The following is an 18,355-nucleotide window of genomic DNA, read 5'->3' on the forward strand; positions in this document are numbered from 1 at the left end:
GCCCCGCCACGGAGTGTCGGGCAGATCAGCGGGGCGGGCGACGCGGACCGGGCGGCCGCACTGTACGAGGGGGAGCCGGCGGCCCGGTCGTCGCCGTGCGGCGAGAAGCACAGTCAACCGGGGCCGGGACGGGCGCGGCAGAGCGCGCGGGCCGTGAGAACGGGTGCTTCGTTCACACCCCGTGCGAAATCCTCGGGGAGACCTCCGCGACCCTCCGCGCGTACACCTCGTGCACGCGATTCCCCTCGTACGGGGCCACTCCGCGCCACTTCGCCCCATACGAAATCGGCCACCGCTACGCTGAGTTCACCGAGCGGACCGGAGCGGCCATGCAGCCCAACACCTTGCTCGACGCCCTGCTCGACGAAGCGGGCGTCTCGCACGCCGGCCTCGCCACCCGGGTGAACCGGGCCGGCCGGGCCAGGGGACTCACCCTGCGCTACGAACACACCGCCGTGGCCCGCTGGTTGAAGGGCCAGCGGCCGCGCGGCCAGGTGCCCGACCTGATCTGCGAGGTGCTCGCCGCCCGGCTGCACCGGCAGGTGACCCTGGACGACATCGGCCTCGGGGTGCCGGGCGGCCCGGTCCCGGCGTCCGGTTCGCCGCTCTCCGGCTTCGTCGAGCGGGCGGCCGCCCTCTGGCGCTCCGACGAGCAGCAGCGTTCGCACGTCGTCACCGCCCCCGCCCTGACCGGCACCCCCGCGGTGATCCCCGTGTGGGAGTGGGAGAACCCGCCGGAGGACACGGACGTCTCCCGCACCGGCCGGACCGCGGTCTCGGCCGCCGACATCGCCGTCCTGGTCGCCGCCCGGTCCCACTACGAGCAGATGTACCGCAAGGCCGGGGGCATCGCGACCCGGGCCAGGATCGTCGGCTTCCTCACCGCCGAGACGGCGCCGCTGCTCCGGGGCACGTACGGCGACGCCCTCGGGCGGCGGCTGCACCGCGCCGCCGGCGGCCTGGTGGCGGTGGCCGGGATCTGCGCCTACGACGCCGACGCGCACGGCCTGGCCCAGCGCTACTTCCACCAGGCGCTGCGGCTCGCGAAGGCGAGCGGGGACCGGGGGCTCGGCGCGTACGTGATCGCGCTCCTGGTCAACCAGTCGCTGTTCACGGGGGAGCACCGGCAGGCGGTGGCGTTCGCCGAGGCGGCGCTGCGGGCGTCCGGACCCCACATCACCCCGGCGCTCGCCGCCGACCTGACGGCGATGCAGGCGAAGGCGTACGCGCACCTGGGCGACCGCGCGACCGCGCTCGCCTGCATCCGGCGGGCCGAGGCGGCGGCGGAGCGGATCAGTCCGGGCGAGGAGCCGGCCGAGACGGGTTACGTGCAGCCGGGGCTCGTCAACGTGCAGATCGCGGAGGCCCTGCTCGGTCTGGGCGACCTCCCGGCGGCCCACGAGCACGCCTCGGCGGCGGTCGGGGCGCCCTCGCACGACCGGGGCCGGGTGCACCGGCTCGCCATGCTGTGCCAGGTCCAGCTCCGGCGGGGGGAGGCCGACGGGGCGGCGCACACGGCCGTGGAGATGACGGAGCTGGCGCGCGGGATGGACTCGCGACGGCTGCGGGACCGGCTGCGGGAGGTGCGGGAGCGCCTGCTCGCGAGCGGCGCGGAGGACGCGCGGGAGGCGGCGGCCCTCATCGACGGGGCGCTGCGCGTTCCGCTCTGACTTCTGACTTCTGACCTCTGACCTCTGACCTCTGGCCTCTGGCCTCTGGCCTCTGGCTTCTGGGCCCTGGCCTCTGACCTCTGGCTTCTGGGCCCCTGGCCTCCGGCTTCTGATCCCGGCTCCTGGCCTCTGGCCTGTTCTGGCCTTTTCCGATCGCCTTCGGTCCTATCCGATCTCCTCTGATCCCCTTCGATTCTTCCGCTGCTGCGATATTGCCACCGAACAAGCACCGATCAGTCGGAAGGTGGCAAGAACGTGCAGTGGACGAAACTGAGCGAACGCTCTGTCTATGAGAACCGTTGGTTCCGAGTGAACCTCGCGGACGTCGAACTCCCGGACGGCCGCCACCTGGACCACTATCTGATCCGGCTCCGTCCGGTCGCCGTCGCGACCGCCGTCAACGAGGCCGACGAAGTCCTGATGCTCTGGCGCCACCGCTTCATCACCGACAGCTGGGGCTGGGAACTGGCCGCCGGCGTGGTCGAGGACGGCGAGGACGTCGAGTCCGCCGCCGCCCGCGAGATGGAGGAGGAGACCGGCTGGCGGCCGGGGCCGCTGCGCCACCTCCTCACCGTCGAGCCGTCCAACGGCCTCACCGACGCCCGCCACCACCTCTACTGGGCGGAGCGGGCCACCTACACCGGGCCGCCCGAGGACGCGTTCGAGTCCTCGCGGCGGGCCTGGATCCCGCTGAAGCAGATTCCCGACATGATCGCCCGGGGCGAGGTCCCGGCCGCCAACATGGCCGCCGGGCTGCTGATGCTCCACCACCTGCGCCTCGGCTGAGCCGGGGGCGGCAAGGAGCCGGGGAAAGGCCGGACGGCCCGTACCTGTGCGGGTGTACGGGCCGTCCGGGTGGTGCGGAGAGTGGTCTGTGAGGGCGGGTGTCAGGGGTACGGGTAGAAGCCCGAGCCCGTCTTCCGGCCGAGCCGGCCCGCGTCCACCATGCGCTGGAGCAGCGGGGGAGCGGCGTACAGCGGCTCCTTGAACTCCGCGTACATCGAGTCGGCGATCGAGGCGATCGTGTCCAGGCCGATCAGGTCGGACAGCTTCAGCGGGCCCATCGGGTGGGCGCAGCCGAACTCCATGCCGTTGTCGATGTCCTCGCGGCTCGCGATGCCCGACTCGAACATCCGGATCGCGGAGAGCAGGTACGGCACGAGCAGCGCGTTCACCACGAAGCCGGAGCGGTCCTGGGCGCGGATCGCGTGCTTGCCGAGCGTCTTCTCGGCGAAGGCCTGGGCCCGGCTGATCGTGCCCTCGGAGGTGGTGAGGGCCGGGATCAGCTCGACGAGCTTCTGCACCGGGGCCGGGTTGAAGAAGTGGATGCCGATGACCTGGTCGGGGCGGGAGGTCGCCACGGCCAGCTTCACCAGCGGGATGGAGGAGGTGTTCGAGGCCAGGATGGCGTCAGGCCGGGTCATCACCTGGTCGAGGATCTGGAAGATCTCGGTCTTGACCTGCTCGTTCTCCACCACGGCCTCGATGACGAGGTCGCGGTCGGCGAACTCGCCCAGGTCGGTGGTGAAGCTGAGGCGCGCGAGCGTCGAGTCCCGCTCCTCCTCGCTGATCTTGCCGCGTTCGGCGGCCTTCGCCAGCGAGTTGTAGAGCCGCGTGCGGCCGATCTCCAGCGCCTCGCCGGTGGTCTCGGCGACCTTCACCTCAAGGCCGCTCCGGGCGCACACCTCCGCGATGCCCGCGCCCATCTGGCCGCAGCCGACCACTCCGACGCGCTCAATGTCGGCCATGGAGTCCGTCACCTCGTGCCTTTCGCTCTTCTGCCGGCGGCGGGTCCGTGCGATTCCGGTGCGTCCGCCTCGATCCCACGACGTTACCGCTCATTAACCGATGATCGATCGCCCGGGGCGTGGGCATGCTCTCCCGGTGAGTGTGACGTATCCGACAGAGGAGGGGTACAAGTGCGGCCTATCGGGAGAAGAGGGTTCGTGGCTGGAGCCACCGGAGCGGTGTTCGCCGTGACGGGAACGACAGGGGCGGCGGCGGAGGCCGGGAGGCCTTCCGCCGCGGACCGGGGGCCCGCGGAGGCGGGCGCGGCGCCCGGGACCGGGAGCCGGGCGCGGGGCAGGCCGTACCGCCGCCGGGAGTTCCGCGGCATGTGGATGGCGACGGTCAACAACATCGACTGGCCCTCCCGGCCCGGCCTGACCGCCGGGCAGCAGCGCTCCGAGCTCCTCGTCCACCTCGACACGGCGGCCGAGCGGCGCCTCAACGCCGTGGTCCTCCAGGTCCGGCCGACCGCCGACGCCCTGTGGCCCTCGCCGTACGAGCCGTGGGCCGAGTGCCTCACCGGCACCCAGGGCCGCGCCCCCGGCTGGGACCCGCTGGGCACGGCCGTCGCCGAGGCCCACGCGCGGGACCTCCAGCTGCACGCCTGGTTCAACCCGTACCGGGTGGCGAACCACACCGATCCGGCCCGGCTCGCCGCCTCCCACCCGGCGCGGCGGCACCCGGAGTGGGTGCTGCCCTACGGCGGGAAGCTCTACTACGACCCGGGGCTTCCCGAGGTCCGGCGCTTCGTCCAGGACGCCATGCTGGACGCGGTGCGCCGCTACGACGTCGACGCCGTGCACTGGGACGACTACTTCTACCCGTACCCGGTCGCCGGGCAGGCCTTCGCCGACGACGAGACGTACGCGCGCCACGGCGGCGGCTTCCCCGACAAGGCGTCCTGGCGGCGGCACAACACCGATCTGCTGGTCTCCGAGATGTCCGCCCGGATCAAGGAGGCCAAGCCGGACGTGGCCTTCGGCGTGAGCCCCTTCGGGGTCTGGCGGAACGCCGCCACCGACCCGGAGGGCTCGGACACCACCGCGGGCGTCCAGACCTACGACGACCTGTACGCCGACACCCGGAAGTGGGTGCGGGAGGGCTGGATCGACCACGTCGTGCCGCAGCTCTACTGGCACATCGGCCTGGCCGCGGCGGACTACGCCGAGCTGCTGCCCTGGTGGGACGAGACGGTGCGGGGCACCGGCGTCGGCCTCTACGTCGGCGAGGCGCTCCACAAGGCGGGCGACCCCGCCCAGCCGGCCGCCTGGCAGGACCCGGGGGAGCTCTCGCGCCATCTGGAACTGGCCAAGGGGTACGCCGGGGTCGGCGGCCACTGCTTCTTCTCGGCGAAGGAGGTCGCGCGGGACCGGATCGGGGCGATGGCCGCCGTGGTGGCCGACCACTACCCGACCAGGGTCCGCCCGCCGGGGTGACGGCCTCTCAGCCGGTCCCCGCCTCCGGATGGTGACGCACGACGGTGTCGGGGCCGGGCGACATCAGGGCCTCGTGTCCGTCGTCGTCGAACTTCACGCGGTACGGGGGAGTGCCGTTCTCCCCCAGTACCTGAAGGACCTCGGCCGTGCGGTCGTGGTGGCCGACGGTCCGTCCGTGCACCAGCAGTTTGTCGCCCACGCTCGCCTGCATCGGGGTGACCTCCTCGCGATTCGGCCCGTGCCGGTTCTTCGCTGCTCAGGGCCTCTGTCTGCCATTGTGACCCGCGTCACCCGGTCCCGTCGCGCCGGACCTCCCCGGTCACGACTTCGACCGCTGGGTGACCGCGATGCAGACCAGGACCGCGACCGCCGCGACGGGGGCGGCCGGCGACAGGGTCTCGCCGAGCAGGGTGACCGACCAGACGAGGGTGAGGAGCGGCTGGGCGAGCTGGAGCTGGCTGGCCTTCGGGATGCCGATCGCGGCCATGCCCCGGTACCAGACGTACAGGCCGAAGAAGGTCGAGCCGAGGGCGACCCACAGCAGGCCGACGACGCCGTGGGCGTTGAGGTGGACCGGCTCCAGGGACAGGGCGACGGCCGAGGCGGCCAGCATCAGCGGCAGGCACAGGATCAGGGCCCAGCCGATCACCTGCCAGCCCGGCATCAGCGCGGCGAGCCGGCCGCCCTCGGTGTAGCCGGCCGCGCACACGAGCAGCGCCCCGAAGAGGTACAGGTCGCCGGTGGACAGCGACCCGCCGCTCTCCCCGAGCGTGAAGCCGAGCACCACCACGGCGCCGGAGACGGCCGCGATCCAGAAGGTGCGGGAGGGGCGCCGGCCCGTCCGCAGGGCCGCGAAGGCCGCCGTGGTGAGCGGCAGGAGGCCCACCACCACGGCGGCGTGGGAGGTGGTGGAGGTCTGCAGGGCCAGGCTGGTCAGGAGCGGGAAGCCGACGACGACCCCGCCGCCGACCACCGCGAGCCCCGCCCAGTGGCGCCGCTCCGGCAGCGGCACCCGGCCGACGAGCAGGAAGACCCCGGCGACGAGCGCGGCGAGGGTGGACCGCACGGCCACGAGCGACCAGGGGCCGAAGCTCTCCAGGCCCCAGACGGTCGACGGGAAGGTGAGCGAGAACGCCACGACGCCGAGCCCGGCGAGCAGCGTGCCGCGGGCCCGGGGATCGGAGGCGGGGGTCCGGGCCGGGGCGACGGTCCCGGCCGGGGAACCGGACGCGGAGGCCTCGCGGGCGGCCGTATGTCCGGCGTCGGCCCGGGGGGTCCGGCGGGCGGTCGCGCGGGAGGGGGCGGTCGCGTGTCCGGCGTCGGCCCGGGAGGTCCGGCGGGCGCCTGTATGTCCGGCGTCGGCGCCGGAGGGGGCGGCCGTACGCCCGGTGCCGGCGTCGGCGGTACGGGCGCCTGGTGTGCTCTCCGGGGCGGTGACCGCTATTGCGGTGGAGGTAGTAGCGCTATCGTGTGTCCTCATGTATGAGCGTAGCAGTGTCACGGAACTGGTGAACATCCTGCGGGCGGAGCTCGACCGCTACTCTCCTGGTGGAAAGCTGCCGTCGAGTCGTGTGCTCGTCGAGCGCCACCGCGTCTCTCCGGTCACCGTCACCCGCGCCCTCGCCCGGCTCGCCGCCGAGGGGCTCGTCGTCACCCGCCCCGGCGCCGGAGCCTTCCGCGCGGAGCCCCGCACCGCCGACCCGGTCACCGGGGACACCTCCTGGCAGGAGGTCGCCCTCAGCGCCGACACCGCCACCGAACTCGTGCCCCGGGCCGTCGACGCCTCCGGCGTCCTCGTCACCCTCTCCGCCCCGCCGCCCGGCGTGATCGAGTTCAACGGCGGCTACCTCCACCCCTCCCTCCAGCCCGAGCGGGCCCTCGCCGCCGCCCTCGCCCGGGCCGGCCGCCGCCCCGGCGCCTGGGGCCGGCCGCCCGTCGACGGCCTGCCCGAGCTGCGCGAGTGGTTCGCCCGGGAGATCGGCGGCGGCGTCACCGCGGCCGAGGTCCTCGTCACCGCCGGCGGCCAGTCCGCGATCACCACCGCCCTGCGCGCCCTCGCCCCGCCCGGCACCCCCGTCCTCGTCGAGTCGCCCACCTACCCGGGCATGCTCGCCGTCGCCCGCGCCGCCGGACTCCGCCCCGTCCCCGTCCCCGCCGACGCCGGGGGAGTCCGCCCCGAACTCCTCGAGGCCGCCTTCCGCGCCACCGGCGCCCGCGTCCTCGTCTGCCAGCCGCTCTTCCAGAACCCGACGGGGGCCGTCCTCGGACCGGACCGGCGCCGGGAGGTCGTCCGGATCGCCCGCGCCGCCGGGGCCTTCGTCGTCGAGGACGACTTCGCCCGCCTCCTCGTCCACGAGGACGCCCCGCCGCTCCCCGAACCCCTCGCCGCGCAGGACCCGGACGGCGTCGTCGTCCACGTCCGCTCCCTCACCAAGCCCACCTCGCCCAGCCTCCGCGTCGGCGCCCTCGCCGCCCGCGGCCCCGTCCTGGAACGGCTGCGCGCCATCCAGGTCGTCGACAGCTTCTTCGTCCCCCGGCCCCTCCAGGAGGCCGCGCTCGAACTCGTCGGCTCCCCGGCCTGGCCCCGCCACCTCCGCGCCGTCTCCCAGGAGCTCAGGAGCCGCCGGGACGCCATGACCGGCGCCCTCGCCCGCCACCTCCCCGAACTCGCCCTGCCCCACGTGCCCCACGGCGGCTACCACCTCTGGCTGCGCCTCCCCGACGCCCTGCCCGAGGCCTCCCTCCACGCCACCGCCCTGCGCACCGGGGTCGCCGCGGCCCCCGGCCGCCCCTACTTCTGCGCCGAACCGCCCGCCGGCCACATCCGGCTGAGTTTCGCGGGTGTCGCGGGCCCCACGGAGATCGCGGAGGGCGTGCGCCGTCTGCGGACGGCGGTGGACGAGCTCACCGGCTGACCCCGGGACCGGGCCGCCCGGACGCTCCGCCCGGTCCCGGTCCCGCAAGGGCTCCCGGCAAATCCGCCTGACAAGAGCCCGTACTCCTGGAAGCCTGCGCCCATGACCGACAGCAGCCTCCCGAAGGACCCCGTCATGCACGGGGCGTACGAGATCTCGTCCGACCCCGCCCGGATCGACGCCGCCCGCGTCCACCACTGGATCTCCACCGACTCCTACTGGGCCCGGGGCCGACCTCGGGAGAAGCAGGACCGGGCCATCGCCGGCTCGCTCAACCTCGGCGCCTACCACCGCGAGACCGGCGAGATGAGCGCCTACGCGCGCGTCGTCACGGACTACGCCACCTTCGCCTGGCTCTGCGACGTCTACGTCGACCGTTCGGCCCGGGGCACCGGCCTCGGCACCGCGCTCGTCACCGCCGTCCGGGACCTCCTGGAGCCGCACGGGCTGAGCCGCATCATGCTCGCCACCGCCGACGCGCACGGCGTGTACGAGAAGGTGGGTTTCGCGCCACTGCAAAATCCGGACAAGTGGATGGCTCTCGGGCGGCAGTGAGGCGGACCCCCTCCGCCCCTCGAAACGACCCCTTGACCAGCGGCGCCACCGGCCTCACGATCGCGGCCATGAGTCTTCGTGTGACGCTCGTCACGGCGGGACGCAGCTCCTCCCTCCTCGCCGAACGGTTCGACGACGACCGGCCGCTCGACGAGGCCGGCTGGTACGAGGTGCAGCAGGCCGCGCCCGCGCTCATCCCGCTCGGCGCGGCCGAACTGCGCTACTGCTCCCCGACCCCGCGCAGCCGCGCCACCGGCACCGCCCTCGGCTACGCGCCCCTCGCCCAGCCCGCGCTGCGCGACTGCGACATGGGCCGCTGGCGCGGTCTGACCCTCGCCGAGGTCGCCGCCCTCGACCCGGTCGCCGTCGACGCCTGGCTCACCGACGCCCGCACCGCCCCGCACGGAGGCGAACCGCTCCTCGCCTTCATCACCCGGATAGGGAACTGGCTCGACACCCGACCCGCCGAGGACGGCGCCATCGTCGCCGTCGCCGAGCCTTCGGTCGTACGGGCCGCCCTCGTGTACGCCCTGAAGGCGCCGCCCGCCACGTACTGGAACGTCGACGTCCGCCCCCTCTCCACCGTCACCCTCACCGGCCGCCCCGGCCTCTGGCACCTCCAGCTCGGCGCGGCCCTGCGCTGACCGGCCCGCGCGACCGGGACGGGGGACGGCGCGGTCCCGTGACCGGGACGGGGGCGGCCCTGTGCCCGGGGCGGGGGTGGCCCGGCCCCGCGACCGGGACAGGGGGCCCGGTCCCGGCTCCGCGACCGCGACCGGGACGGCCCGGCTCCGTGACCGGCTAGCCTGAACCCACGATGAACCGTTTGAGCACGTCATGGGGCGCCTTCGCGCTGACCCGCCACCCCGAGGACCCGCGCGACCCGCTGCGCGCCTGGGACGCGTCCGACGAGTACCTCCTGGGGCACCTGGCCGAGACCGGCACCGACCTCTCCGGCACCGTCGCCGTCCTCGGCGACCGCTGGGGGGCCCTCGTCACCGCCCTCCAGGCCGCGGGCCCCGGCGCACTCGTCCAGATCACCGACTCGTACCTCGGCGGGCGGGCCACCCGCACCAACCTCGCCCGCGCCGGCGCCGCCCCGGACGCCGTCCGGCTGCTCACCACCCAGGACCCGCCGCCCGAGCGGATCGACGTCCTCCTCGTCCGCGTCCCCAAGAGCCTCGCGCTCCTGGAGGACCAGCTGCACCGCCTCGCGCCCGCCGTCCACGAGGGCACCGTCGTCGTCGGCACCGGCATGGTCAAGGAGATCCACACCTCCACGCTGAAGCTCTTCGAGCGGATCCTCGGCCCCACCCGCACCTCCCTCGCGGTGAAGAAGGCCCGGCTGATCCACACCACCCCCGACCCCGCCGCCGCCCCGGGCCCGAACCCCTGGCCGCACCGGTACGCCCTCCCGGCCGACGCCCCCGCGCCCGGCCTCCCCGGGCGGACCGTCACCAACCACGCCGGCGTCTTCTGCGCCGACCGCCTCGACATCGGCACCCGCTTCCTCCTCGCGCACCTGCCCCGCGGCCTCGGCCGGGCCCGCGTCGCGGACCTCGGCTGCGGCAACGGCGTGGTGGGCCTCGCGGTCGCCCTCGCCGAACCCGAGGCGGAACTGGTCTTCACCGACGAGTCGTACCAGGCCGTCGCCTCGGCCGAGGAGAACTTCCGCGCCCACGCGGGCGACGGGCGCACGGCCGGGTTCCTCGTCGGCGACGGACTCGCGGAGCTGGCCCCCGGCTCGGTGGACCTGGTGCTCAACAACCCGCCGTTCCACAGCCACCAGGCCACCACCGACCGCACCGCCCGCCGCATGTTCGCCGACGCCCGGCGCGCCCTGCGCCCCGGCGGCGAACTCTGGGTCGTCGGCAACCGGCACCTCGGCTACCACGTCACCCTCCGCCGGATCTTCGGCAACAGCGAACTGGTCGCGAGCGACCCGAAGTTCGTGGTCCTGCGCGCGGTCCGCTCCTAGGGTCCGTCCGGCGGATCAGGGTCGAAAACGCCCTGGGAGGCGACCCCCGGAGGCGACCCCCGGAGGCGGCACCCGGCGGGCGGACTTGCCCCTGACGCGCGGGTCAGGGTTTACGGTCCCGCCGACCCGCCCGCCCTCCTCCTGGAGCACGCCATGGCCACCCACCGCGAGATCCGGCTGCGCACCCGCCCCGCCCACGGCCTCCCGACCCCGGACCACCTCGAACTCGTCACGACCGCGCTCCCCGTACCCGCGCCCGGCGAACTCCTCGTCAGGAACCGCTGGTTCGCGGTCCAGGCCGCACTGCGGACCCTCATCTCCGGCCGGATCGAGGGCGCGCCCCTTCCGTCCGTCGAGCCGGGCGACACGCTGTTCGGCGCGACCGTCGGCGAGGTCGTGTCCGCCCCGCCCGGCAGCGGTCCGCGCCCCGGGGAACTGGTCTTCCACTGGCAGGGCTGGCGCGAGTACGCCGCCGTCCCCGTCACCGCCTGCGCGCCCCTCGGCGACGCGCTGCCCGACCCGGTCGCCCACCTCTCCCAGGGCAGGACCGCGTACGCCGCCCTCACCCGGGGCGCGGAGGTGCGCCCCGGCGACACGGTCCTGGTGACCGGCGGAGCGGGCGCCGTCGGCACGATGGCCGGGCAGATCGCCCGGCTCCTCGGCGCGGGCCGGGTCGTCGGCACCACCGGCTCACCGGCCAAGGCCGAGCGGCTCGTCGCCGAACTCGGCTACGACGCGGCCGTCGTGCGGGACGCTGGCGCGCCCTTCGCCGCGCAGCTCGCCGAGGCGGCGCCCGACGGCGTCGACGTGGTCTTCGACAACGTCGGCGGCGAGCAGCTGCGCGCGGCCGTCGACGCGGCCCGCCCCGGCGCCCGCGCCGTCCTCGTCGGCGCCCTCTCCGGCCAGCTCGACCCCGTCGGAACCGGCGCCACCGCGCGCGTGGAGCTCGATTCGTACGCGCTCGTCCTCAAGCGGATCTCGCTGCGCGGCTTCAGCCCGCTCGACCACCCGGAGACGGACGCCGAGTGGCGGGAGCGCTTCGGCGGCTGGCTCCGCACCGGGGAGATCACCTTCCCGTACGTCGGGGTGGCGGGCATGGAACGGGCCGCCGAGGCGTTGCACGAGGTGATGACGGGACGGCATCTCGGCGCGGTCGTGGTCGAGTTGCCCTGACGGAGGTGGCCGACCGGGGCCACCGCGGAGGACGGTCGGCATGCGGATCGGCGACGCGGCGGCGGCGGCGGGGACCACGCCCAGGGCCCTGCGCCTGTACGAGCAGCGGGGCCTCCTGCCGCCTCCCGTCCGCACCCCGGCCGGCCAGCGGGAGTACGGGCCGGACGACGTGGCACGCGTGCGCGTGGTGCGCGAACTCCTCGCCCTCGGCCTGACGATCGAGGACGTCCGCGCCTGCGTCGACCGCCTCTCCCTCCTCGACGTGGAGGCGATCCGCTCCCGGCGGGTGCCGGAGGGGGTCTGCGCGCGGACCTCCCCGGTCGTGGACCGCCGGATCGCGGCCCTCGACGAGGAGATCGCCCGGCTGACCCGGATGCGCGACGAACTGGCCTCCCGCGCGGCCGGGCCGCGGGGCGGCGGCCGGAGCCAGGAGGAAACGACGGCCCCGCCCGGCGGAGTGACGGCCTGATCCGCCGTACGGCCCGCGTCGAGTCCTGGGGGCTCGTGCAAGGACCGCCCGTGTCGAATCCTGGAGGCTCGTGCAAGGACCGCCCGCGTCGAGTCCTGGAGGCTGGTGCAAGGACGACCCGCGTCGAGTCCTGAAGGCTCGCGCAGGGAACCGCCCGTACCGAGTCCACGAGGCTCGCGAAAAGGCCGCCCGCACACCGCCTCCGGGCCGCTCGGCGAAAAGGCCGGCCCGGCACCCGGGGTGCCGAACCGGCCTTTCGCCGCTGACGAGCCGTCGCCCGACGGCCCGCGCGTCAGTCCGTGCCGAACTCCATCGCGGCCCGGTCGAGCAGCTCGTCCTCGTCCGAGGACTCGCCGCGCGAGGCAATGGCCTCGGCCCCGCCCTCCGGCATGCTGCCGATCAGCCCGGTCGCGGCGGCCTGCGCGGCGCCGATGGCCGGACCGCCGCTGCCGATCAGGCCGAGGCCCGCGTACTGCTCCAGCTTGGCGCGGGAGTCGGCGATGTCGAGGTTCCGCATGGTGAGCTGGCCGATCCGGTCCGCCGGGCCGAAGGCCGAGTCCTCGGTGCGCTCCATGGAAAGCTTGTCCGGGTGGTAGCTGAACGCCGGGCCCGTGGTGTCGAGGATCGAGTAGTCCTCGCCGCGCCGCAGCCGCAGCGTCACCTCGCCGGTGACGGCCGCACCGACCCAGCGCTGGAGCGACTCGCGGACCATCAGGGCCTGCGGGTCGAGCCACCGGCCCTCGTACATGAGCCGGCCGAGGCGACGGCCCTCGTTGTGGTACTGGGCGAGGGTGTCCTCGTTGTGGATCGCGTTGACCAGGCGCTCGTAGGCGGCGTGCAGCAGGGCCATGCCGGGGGCCTCGTAGATGCCGCGGCTCTTGGCCTCGATGATCCGGTTCTCGATCTGGTCCGACATGCCCATGCCGTGGCGGCCGCCGATGGCGTTGGCCTCCATCACCAGGTCGACGGGGGAGGCGAACTCCTTGCCGTCGATCGTGACCGGGCGGCCCTGGTCGAAGCCGATCGTCACGTCCTCGGCGGCGATCTCGACCGACGGGTCCCAGAACCGGACGCCCATGATCGGCTCCACGGTCTCCACGCCCGTGTCCAGGTGCTCCAGGGTCTTGGCCTCGTGGGTGGCGCCCCAGATGTTGGCGTCGGTGGAGTACGCCTTCTCCGTGCTGTCGCGGTAGGGGAGGTCGTGGGCGAGGAGCCACTCCGACATCTCCTTGCGGCCGCCGAGCTCGGTCACGAAGTCGGTGTCCAGCCACGGCTTGTAGATCCGCAGGTGGGGGTTGGCGAGCAGGCCGTAGCGGTAGAACCGCTCGATGTCGTTGCCCTTGAAGGTCGAGCCGTCGCCCCAGATCTGGACGTCGTCCTCCAGCATCGCCCGGACCAGGAGGGTGCCGGTGACGGCGCGGCCCAGGGGAGTGGTGTTGAAGTAGGCGCGGCCGCCCGAGCGGATGTGGAACGCGCCGCAGGTGAGCGCGGCGAGCCCCTCCTCGACCAGCGCCGCCCGGCAGTCGACCAGGCGCGCGATCTCGGCACCGTAGGTCTTCGCGCGACCGGGCACCGAGGCGATGTCGGGCTCGTCGTACTGGCCGATGTCGGCGGTGTAGGTGCAGGGGATGGCGCCCTTGTCGCGCATCCATGCGACCGCGACGGAGGTGTCGAGGCCGCCGGAGAAGGCGATGCCGACGCGCTCGCCGGCGGGCAGGGAGGTGAGGACCTTGGACATGGGAAGAGTATGCATCATTGCGCATGATCATGCAAAGAGGGTCGGGAAAGTCCGCGAAAAGGGACTCCCGGGGGAGGGGGCCCCAGGGGGCTCCCGTCGTGATTCGCCGCCCACGGGCGCGCCCTCCGGCGGCTCGTTGCATAAAACTGCGGCCTTGCGTATAGTCATGCCATCCATGAGGAGGGTTCCGATGACGGTACGAGTAGCAGTGGCGGGCGCGAGCGGATACGCGGGCGGAGAGCTCCTGCGTCTGCTCCTGGCGCACCCCCACGTCGAGATCGGGGCCCTGACCGGCCACTCCAACGCCGGTCAGCGACTCGGGGCCCTCCAGCCCCACCTGCTCCCGCTCGCCGACCGCGTCCTCGTGCCCACCGCCGCCGAGGAGCTCGCCGGGCACGACGTCGTCTTCCTCGCGCTGCCGCACGGCCAGTCCGCCGCCGTCGCCGAGCAGCTCGGACCGGACGTCCTCGTCGTCGACATGGGCGCCGACTTCCGGCTGGAGGACCCGGCCGACTGGGAGACGTACTACGGCTCCCCGCACGCCGGGACCTGGCCCTACGGCCTCCCCGAACTGCCGGGCGCCCGTGCCGCCCTCGAAGGGTCCAGGCGCGTCGCGGTGCCCGGCTGCTACCCCACCGCCGTCTCGCTCGCGCTCTTCCCGGCGTACGCGGACGGCCTCGCCGAGCCCGAGGCGGTGATCGTCGCCGCCTCCGGCACCTCCGGCGCCGGCAAGGCCGCCAAGCCGCACCTGCTCGGCAGCGAGGTCATGGGCAGCATGTCCCCGTACGGGGTCGGCGGCGGCCACCGCCACACCCCCGAGATGATCCAGAACCTCAGCGGACCGGCGGGGGAGCGGGTCACCGTCTCCTTCACGCCCACCCTGGCCCCGATGCCCCGCGGCATCCTCGCCACCTGCACGGCCGCCGCGAAGCCGGGCGTCACCGCCGAGGCCGTACGGGCCGCGTACGAGAAGGCCTTCGCGGACGAGCCGTTCGTCCACCTGCTCCCCGAGGGACAGTGGCCGGCGACCGCGTCCGTCTACGGCTCCAACGCCGTTCAGGTACAGGTCGCGTACGATCCGGGCGCGAACAGGATCATCGCGATCAGCGCCATCGACAACCTGACCAAGGGCACCGCCGGCGGCGCGGTGCAGAGCATGAACATCGCCCTCGGGCTCCCCGAGGACACCGGACTTTCCACGATGGGAGTCGCTCCGTGAGCGACGCACGCACAGCCGCCGGTCGGCAGACGACGACGAAGCCCGCGCCTCTGCGCCGTGCGGGCGGAGAAGCGAACGGAGAAGCACAGTGAGCGTCACCGCAGCGAAGGGATTCACGGCGGCGGGCATCGCCGCCGGGATCAAGCAGAACGGCAACCCGGACCTGGCCCTCGTGGTCAACACCGGGCCCCGCCGCGCCGCCGCGGGAGTCTTCACCTCCAACCGCGTCAAGGCCGCCCCCGTCGTCTGGTCCCAGCAGGTCCTCGCCGACGGCGAACTGACGGCCGTCGTCCTCAACTCCGGCGGCGCCAACGCCTGCACCGGCCCCCAGGGCTTCCAGGACACCCACGCCACCGCCGAGAAGGTCGCGGAGGTCCTCTCCGCGAAGGGCGAGGAGGTCGGCGCCGGCGAGGTCGCCGTCGCCTCCACCGGCCTCATCGGCATCCTGCTCCCCATGGACAAGCTGCTCCCCGGCGTCGAGAAGGCCGCGGCCGAACTCTCCGAGCACGGCGGCGAGAAGGCCGCCATCGCCATCAAGACCACCGACACCGTCCACAAGACCGCCGTGGTGACCAAGGACGGCTGGACGGTCGGCGGCATGGCCAAGGGCGCCGGCATGCTCGCCCCCGGCCTCGCCACCATGCTCGTCGTCCTCACCACCGACGCCGACGTGGACGCCAAGGGCCTCGACGACGCCCTCCGGGGCGCCACCCGCGTCACCTTCGACCGGGTCGACTCCGACGGCTGCATGTCCACCAACGACACCGTCCTGCTCCTCGCCTCCGGCGCCTCCGGCCTCACCCCGGCCCAGGAGGAGTTCACCGGGGCCGTACGGGCCGTCTGCGACGACCTCGCCCGCCAGCTCATCGGCGACGCCGAGGGCGCCAGCAAGGACATCCGCATCGAGGTGGTCAACGCCGCGACCGAGGACGACGCCGTCGAGGTGGGCCGCTCCATCGCCCGCAACAACCTCCTCAAGTGCGCCATCCACGGCGAGGACCCCAACTGGGGCCGGGTGCTCTCCGCCATCGGCACCACGTCGGCCGCCTTCGAGCCCGACGGGCTCAACGTCGCCATCAACGGCGTCTGGGTCTGCCGGAACGGCTCCGTCGGCGAGGACCGCGACCTCGTCGACATGCGCTACCGGGAGGTCACGATCACCGCCGACCTCGCCGCCGGCACCGAGTCCGCCGTCATCTGGGCGAACGACCTCACCGCGGACTACGTCCACGAGAACAGCGCGTACTCGTCGTGACCGGAGCCACGCGGAAGCACACCGCGCTCCCCAAGGCCCAGATCCTCATCGAGGCGCTGCCCTGGCTCACCCGCCACCACGGCAAGACCGTCGTCATCAAGTTCGGCGGCAACGCCATGGTCGACGAGGACCTCAAGGCGGCCTTCGCCCAGGACGTCGTCTTCCTGCGCCACGCCGGCCTCAAGCCGGTCGTGGTGCACGGCGGCGGCCCCCAGATCAACGCCGCCCTCGACCGGCACGGCCTGGTCAGCGAGTTCAAGGCCGGCCTCCGGGTCACCACCCCCGAGGCGATGGACGTCGTGCGGATGGTGCTCGCCGGGCAGGTCCAGCGCGAGCTGGTCGGGCTGCTCAACCAGCACGGCCCGTTCGCCGTCGGCATGACCGGCGAGGACGCCCGCACCATCACCGCCACGCAGCACCGGCCGCTCATCGAGGGCGAGCAGGTCGACATCGGCCGGGTCGGCGAGATCACCGCCATCGAGACCGGCGCCATCGAAGCACTCCTGGACGACGGCCGGATCCCGGTCATCTCCTCCATCGCACGCTCCCAGGACGACGGACATGTCTACAACGTCAATGCTGATACGGCGGCTGCGGCACTCGCTGCGGCGCTGGGTGCCGAGACCCTGATGGTCCTGACCGACGTCGAGGGCCTCTACGAGGACTGGCCGAACAGCGACGAGGTCATCAGCAGGCTCACCGCGAACCAGCTGGAGAAGCTGCTGCCCGAGCTCTCCAGCGGCATGGTCCCCAAGATGGAGGGCTGCCTGCACGCCGTGCGGAACGGGGTCACCACGGCCCGCGTGATCGACGGCCGGGTCCCGCACTCGATCCTCCTGGAGATCTTCACCGACGAGGGCATCGGCACGATGGTCGTACCCGACGACCGGAACGGACTGGGGGACTGATGAGCGCCAACGACAGCACCGACACCAACGACAACGCCGGCAGCGGCGACGGCACCGGCAACGCGGAGCTCACCCGCCGGTGGCAGGGCTCGCTCATGAACAACTACGGCACGCCCCGGCTGCCCCTCGTCCGCGGTGAGGGCGCCAGGGTCTGGGACGCCGACGGCAAGGAGTACCTGGACTTCGTCGGCGGCATCGCCGTCAACGCCCTCGGCCACGCCCACCCGGCGGTCGTCGAGGCCGTCTCCCGGCAGGTCGGGACCCTCGGCCACGTCTCCAACCTCTTCGTCGCCGAACCTCCCGTGGCCCTCGCCGAGCGGCTCCTCGGGCTCTTCGGCCGGCCCGGCAGGGTCTTCTTCTGCAACTCGGGCGCCGAGGCCGTCGAGGGCGCCTTCAAGATCGGCCGGCTCACCGGCCGCCCCCACATGGTCGCCACCCAGGGCGGCTTCCACGGCCGGACCATGGGCTCCCTGGCCCTCACCGGCCAGCCCGCCAAGCAGACCCCCTTCCTGCCGCTGCCCGGCGACGTCACCCACGTGCCGTACGGCGACGCCGAGGCGCTGCGGGCCGCGGTCACCGAGGACACCGCCCTCGTCGTCATCGAGCCGATCCAGGGCGAGAACGGCGTCGTCGTCCCGCCGCCCGGCTATCTGAAGGCCGCCCGGGAGATCACCCGCGCCACCGGCACCCTGCTCGTCCTCGACGAGGTCCAGACCGGCATCGGCCGCTGCGGCCACTGGTTCGCGGCCCAGGCGGAAGGCGTCGAGGCGGACGTCGTCACCCTCGCCAAGGGCCTCGGCGGCGGCCTCCCGATCGGCGCGACCGTCGCCTTCGGCCCGGCCGCCGACCTCTTCGGCCCCGGCCACCACGGCACCACCTTCGGCGGCAACCCGGTCGCCTGCGCCGCCGGACTCGCCGTCCTGGACACCCTCGCCGCCGACGCGGCCCTCGACCACGTGAAGGCGGTCGGCGAGCGGCTGCGGCAGGGAATCGAGGCCCTGGGCCACCCACTGGTCTCCCACGTCCGTGGCGCGGGCCTCCTGCTGGGTATCGTGCTCACGGAGTCCCTCGCGCCCCAGGTGCAGCAGGCGGCTCAGGACGCCGGCCTCCTGGTGAACGCGCCCGCCCCCGATGTCGTACGGATCATGCCTTCGCTGCTCCTCACCGACGCCGAGGCGGACGCCTTCGTCCGGGCGCTGCCCGGAGTCCTCGACGTGGTGAACGGGCAAGGACGAAGCGGAGAATGAGACG

The 18,355-nt window shown here is 73.7% G+C and carries 17 protein-coding genes; 13 read left to right on the top strand and 4 right to left on the bottom strand.

The genetic code is table 11. The features are described from left to right. Positions 1-329 precede the first annotated feature (329 nt). The gene (locus ACWGSR_RS26240; RefSeq protein WP_376238879.1) at positions 330-1,670 is read left to right on the top strand and encodes a transcriptional regulator; all 1,341 of its coding nucleotides are present in this window, start codon (positions 330-332) and stop codon (positions 1,668-1,670) included. A gap of 255 nt (positions 1,671-1,925) precedes the next feature. Continuing rightward, positions 1,926-2,456, top strand: a complete 531-nt coding sequence (locus ACWGSR_RS26245) for an NUDIX hydrolase (RefSeq protein ID WP_053649196.1) — start codon at positions 1,926-1,928, stop codon at positions 2,454-2,456. Positions 2,457-2,557: 101 nt separating this feature from the next. Here the strand turns inward: ACWGSR_RS26245 and ACWGSR_RS26250 are convergent, their stop codons facing one another. After that, positions 2,558-3,418, bottom strand: coding sequence for a 3-hydroxybutyryl-CoA dehydrogenase (locus ACWGSR_RS26250; RefSeq protein ID WP_376238876.1), 861 nt, complete (start codon positions 3,416-3,418; stop codon positions 2,558-2,560). Between the two features lie 171 nt (positions 3,419-3,589). On the opposite strand from ACWGSR_RS26250, the gene ACWGSR_RS26255 reads away from it, so the two are divergent. Further along, entirely contained in the window at positions 3,590-4,894 is a 1,305-nt protein-coding gene (locus ACWGSR_RS26255; protein WP_453569517.1) for a glycoside hydrolase family 10 protein, read from the top strand. Between the two features lie 7 nt (positions 4,895-4,901). On the opposite strand, the gene ACWGSR_RS26260 is transcribed toward ACWGSR_RS26255, so the two are convergent. Together ACWGSR_RS26260 and ACWGSR_RS26265 are read right to left on the bottom strand one after the other, a co-directional pair. Continuing rightward, on the bottom strand, positions 4,902-5,105 hold the full coding sequence (locus ACWGSR_RS26260; RefSeq protein WP_121829032.1) for a DUF1918 domain-containing protein: 204 nt from the start codon (positions 5,103-5,105) through the stop codon (positions 4,902-4,904). Between the two features lie 108 nt (positions 5,106-5,213). Beyond that, positions 5,214-6,053 carry a DMT family transporter gene (locus ACWGSR_RS26265; RefSeq protein WP_376238943.1) on the bottom strand — a complete coding sequence of 280 codons (840 nt, stop codon included), beginning with the start codon at positions 6,051-6,053 and terminating at the stop codon, positions 5,214-5,216. A gap of 319 nt (positions 6,054-6,372) precedes the next feature. Between ACWGSR_RS26265 and ACWGSR_RS26270 the strand changes: the two genes are divergently transcribed. The 6 genes from ACWGSR_RS26270 (at position 6,373) to ACWGSR_RS26295 (ending at position 11,984) form a co-directional block, all read left to right on the top strand. Further along, positions 6,373-7,809, top strand: a complete 1,437-nt coding sequence (locus ACWGSR_RS26270; RefSeq protein WP_453569520.1) for an aminotransferase-like domain-containing protein — start codon at positions 6,373-6,375, stop codon at positions 7,807-7,809. Between the two features lie 102 nt (positions 7,810-7,911). After that, on the top strand, positions 7,912-8,364 hold the full coding sequence (locus ACWGSR_RS26275; protein ID WP_453569523.1) for a GNAT family N-acetyltransferase: 453 nt from the start codon (positions 7,912-7,914) through the stop codon (positions 8,362-8,364). 68 nt (positions 8,365-8,432) lie between these two features. Beyond that, positions 8,433-9,008, top strand: a complete 576-nt coding sequence (locus ACWGSR_RS26280) for a histidine phosphatase family protein (protein ID WP_432087691.1) — start codon at positions 8,433-8,435, stop codon at positions 9,006-9,008. Positions 9,009-9,181: 173 nt separating this feature from the next. Then, positions 9,182-10,342, top strand: coding sequence for a methyltransferase (locus ACWGSR_RS26285; RefSeq protein WP_453569526.1), 1,161 nt, complete (start codon positions 9,182-9,184; stop codon positions 10,340-10,342). Between the two features lie 153 nt (positions 10,343-10,495). Then, on the top strand, positions 10,496-11,515 hold the full coding sequence (locus ACWGSR_RS26290) for a zinc-binding dehydrogenase (protein ID WP_453569529.1): 1,020 nt from the start codon (positions 10,496-10,498) through the stop codon (positions 11,513-11,515). 40 nt (positions 11,516-11,555) lie between these two features. Continuing rightward, positions 11,556-11,984, top strand: a complete 429-nt coding sequence (locus ACWGSR_RS26295) for a MerR family transcriptional regulator (protein WP_453569531.1) — start codon at positions 11,556-11,558, stop codon at positions 11,982-11,984. A 292-nt stretch (positions 11,985-12,276) separates the two neighbouring features. On the opposite strand, the gene argG is transcribed toward ACWGSR_RS26295, so the two are convergent. Beyond that, complete coding sequence (gene argG, locus ACWGSR_RS26300; protein WP_366377550.1) at positions 12,277-13,722, bottom strand: argininosuccinate synthase; 1,446 nt, start codon at positions 13,720-13,722, stop codon at positions 12,277-12,279. A gap of 190 nt (positions 13,723-13,912) precedes the next feature. On the opposite strand from argG, the gene argC reads away from it, so the two are divergent. The 4 genes from argC (at position 13,913) to ACWGSR_RS26320 (ending at position 18,351) form a co-directional block, all read left to right on the top strand. After that, the gene (gene argC, locus ACWGSR_RS26305) at positions 13,913-14,941 is read left to right on the top strand and encodes an N-acetyl-gamma-glutamyl-phosphate reductase (protein ID WP_376238853.1); all 1,029 of its coding nucleotides are present in this window, start codon (positions 13,913-13,915) and stop codon (positions 14,939-14,941) included. An 88-nt stretch (positions 14,942-15,029) separates the two neighbouring features. Beyond that, positions 15,030-16,196 carry a bifunctional glutamate N-acetyltransferase/amino-acid acetyltransferase ArgJ gene (gene argJ, locus ACWGSR_RS26310; protein WP_453569536.1) on the top strand — a complete coding sequence of 389 codons (1,167 nt, stop codon included), beginning with the start codon at positions 15,030-15,032 and terminating at the stop codon, positions 16,194-16,196. Next, positions 16,193-17,104 carry an acetylglutamate kinase gene (gene argB / locus ACWGSR_RS26315; RefSeq protein WP_376238847.1) on the top strand — a complete coding sequence of 304 codons (912 nt, stop codon included), beginning with the start codon at positions 16,193-16,195 and terminating at the stop codon, positions 17,102-17,104. The genes argJ and argB overlap by 4 nt, the downstream gene beginning before the upstream one ends. Next, positions 17,104-18,351 carry an acetylornithine transaminase gene (locus ACWGSR_RS26320; protein WP_376238844.1) on the top strand — a complete coding sequence of 416 codons (1,248 nt, stop codon included), beginning with the start codon at positions 17,104-17,106 and terminating at the stop codon, positions 18,349-18,351. Before argB ends, ACWGSR_RS26320 begins: the two co-directional genes overlap by 1 nt. The last annotated feature ends 4 nt before the right edge of the window (positions 18,352-18,355 follow it).

This window comes from Streptomyces sp. NPDC055632 (genome assembly GCF_053618675.1).

Excerpts from the sequence above, each read along its gene's own strand:
- ACWGSR_RS26320 (WP_376238844.1), top strand. The coding sequence starts at position 17,104 with ATGAGCGCCAACGACAGCACCGACACCAACGACAACGCCGGCAGCGGC.
- ACWGSR_RS26260 (WP_121829032.1), bottom strand. The coding sequence starts at position 5,105 with ATGCAGGCGAGCGTGGGCGACAAACTGCTGGTGCACGGACGGACCGTC.
- argG (WP_366377550.1), bottom strand. The coding sequence starts at position 13,722 with ATGTCCAAGGTCCTCACCTCCCTGCCCGCCGGCGAGCGCGTCGGCATC.
- ACWGSR_RS26285 (WP_453569526.1), top strand. The coding sequence starts at position 9,182 with ATGAACCGTTTGAGCACGTCATGGGGCGCCTTCGCGCTGACCCGCCAC.
- ACWGSR_RS26290 (WP_453569529.1), top strand. The coding sequence starts at position 10,496 with ATGGCCACCCACCGCGAGATCCGGCTGCGCACCCGCCCCGCCCACGGC.
- ACWGSR_RS26295 (WP_453569531.1), top strand. The coding sequence starts at position 11,556 with ATGCGGATCGGCGACGCGGCGGCGGCGGCGGGGACCACGCCCAGGGCC.
- argC (WP_376238853.1), top strand. The coding sequence starts at position 13,913 with ATGACGGTACGAGTAGCAGTGGCGGGCGCGAGCGGATACGCGGGCGGA.
- ACWGSR_RS26240 (WP_376238879.1), top strand. The coding sequence starts at position 330 with ATGCAGCCCAACACCTTGCTCGACGCCCTGCTCGACGAAGCGGGCGTC.
- ACWGSR_RS26250 (WP_376238876.1), bottom strand. The coding sequence starts at position 3,418 with ATGGCCGACATTGAGCGCGTCGGAGTGGTCGGCTGCGGCCAGATGGGC.
- ACWGSR_RS26275 (WP_453569523.1), top strand. The coding sequence starts at position 7,912 with ATGACCGACAGCAGCCTCCCGAAGGACCCCGTCATGCACGGGGCGTAC.
- ACWGSR_RS26280 (WP_432087691.1), top strand. The coding sequence starts at position 8,433 with ATGAGTCTTCGTGTGACGCTCGTCACGGCGGGACGCAGCTCCTCCCTC.
- ACWGSR_RS26270 (WP_453569520.1), top strand. The coding sequence starts at position 6,373 with ATGTATGAGCGTAGCAGTGTCACGGAACTGGTGAACATCCTGCGGGCG.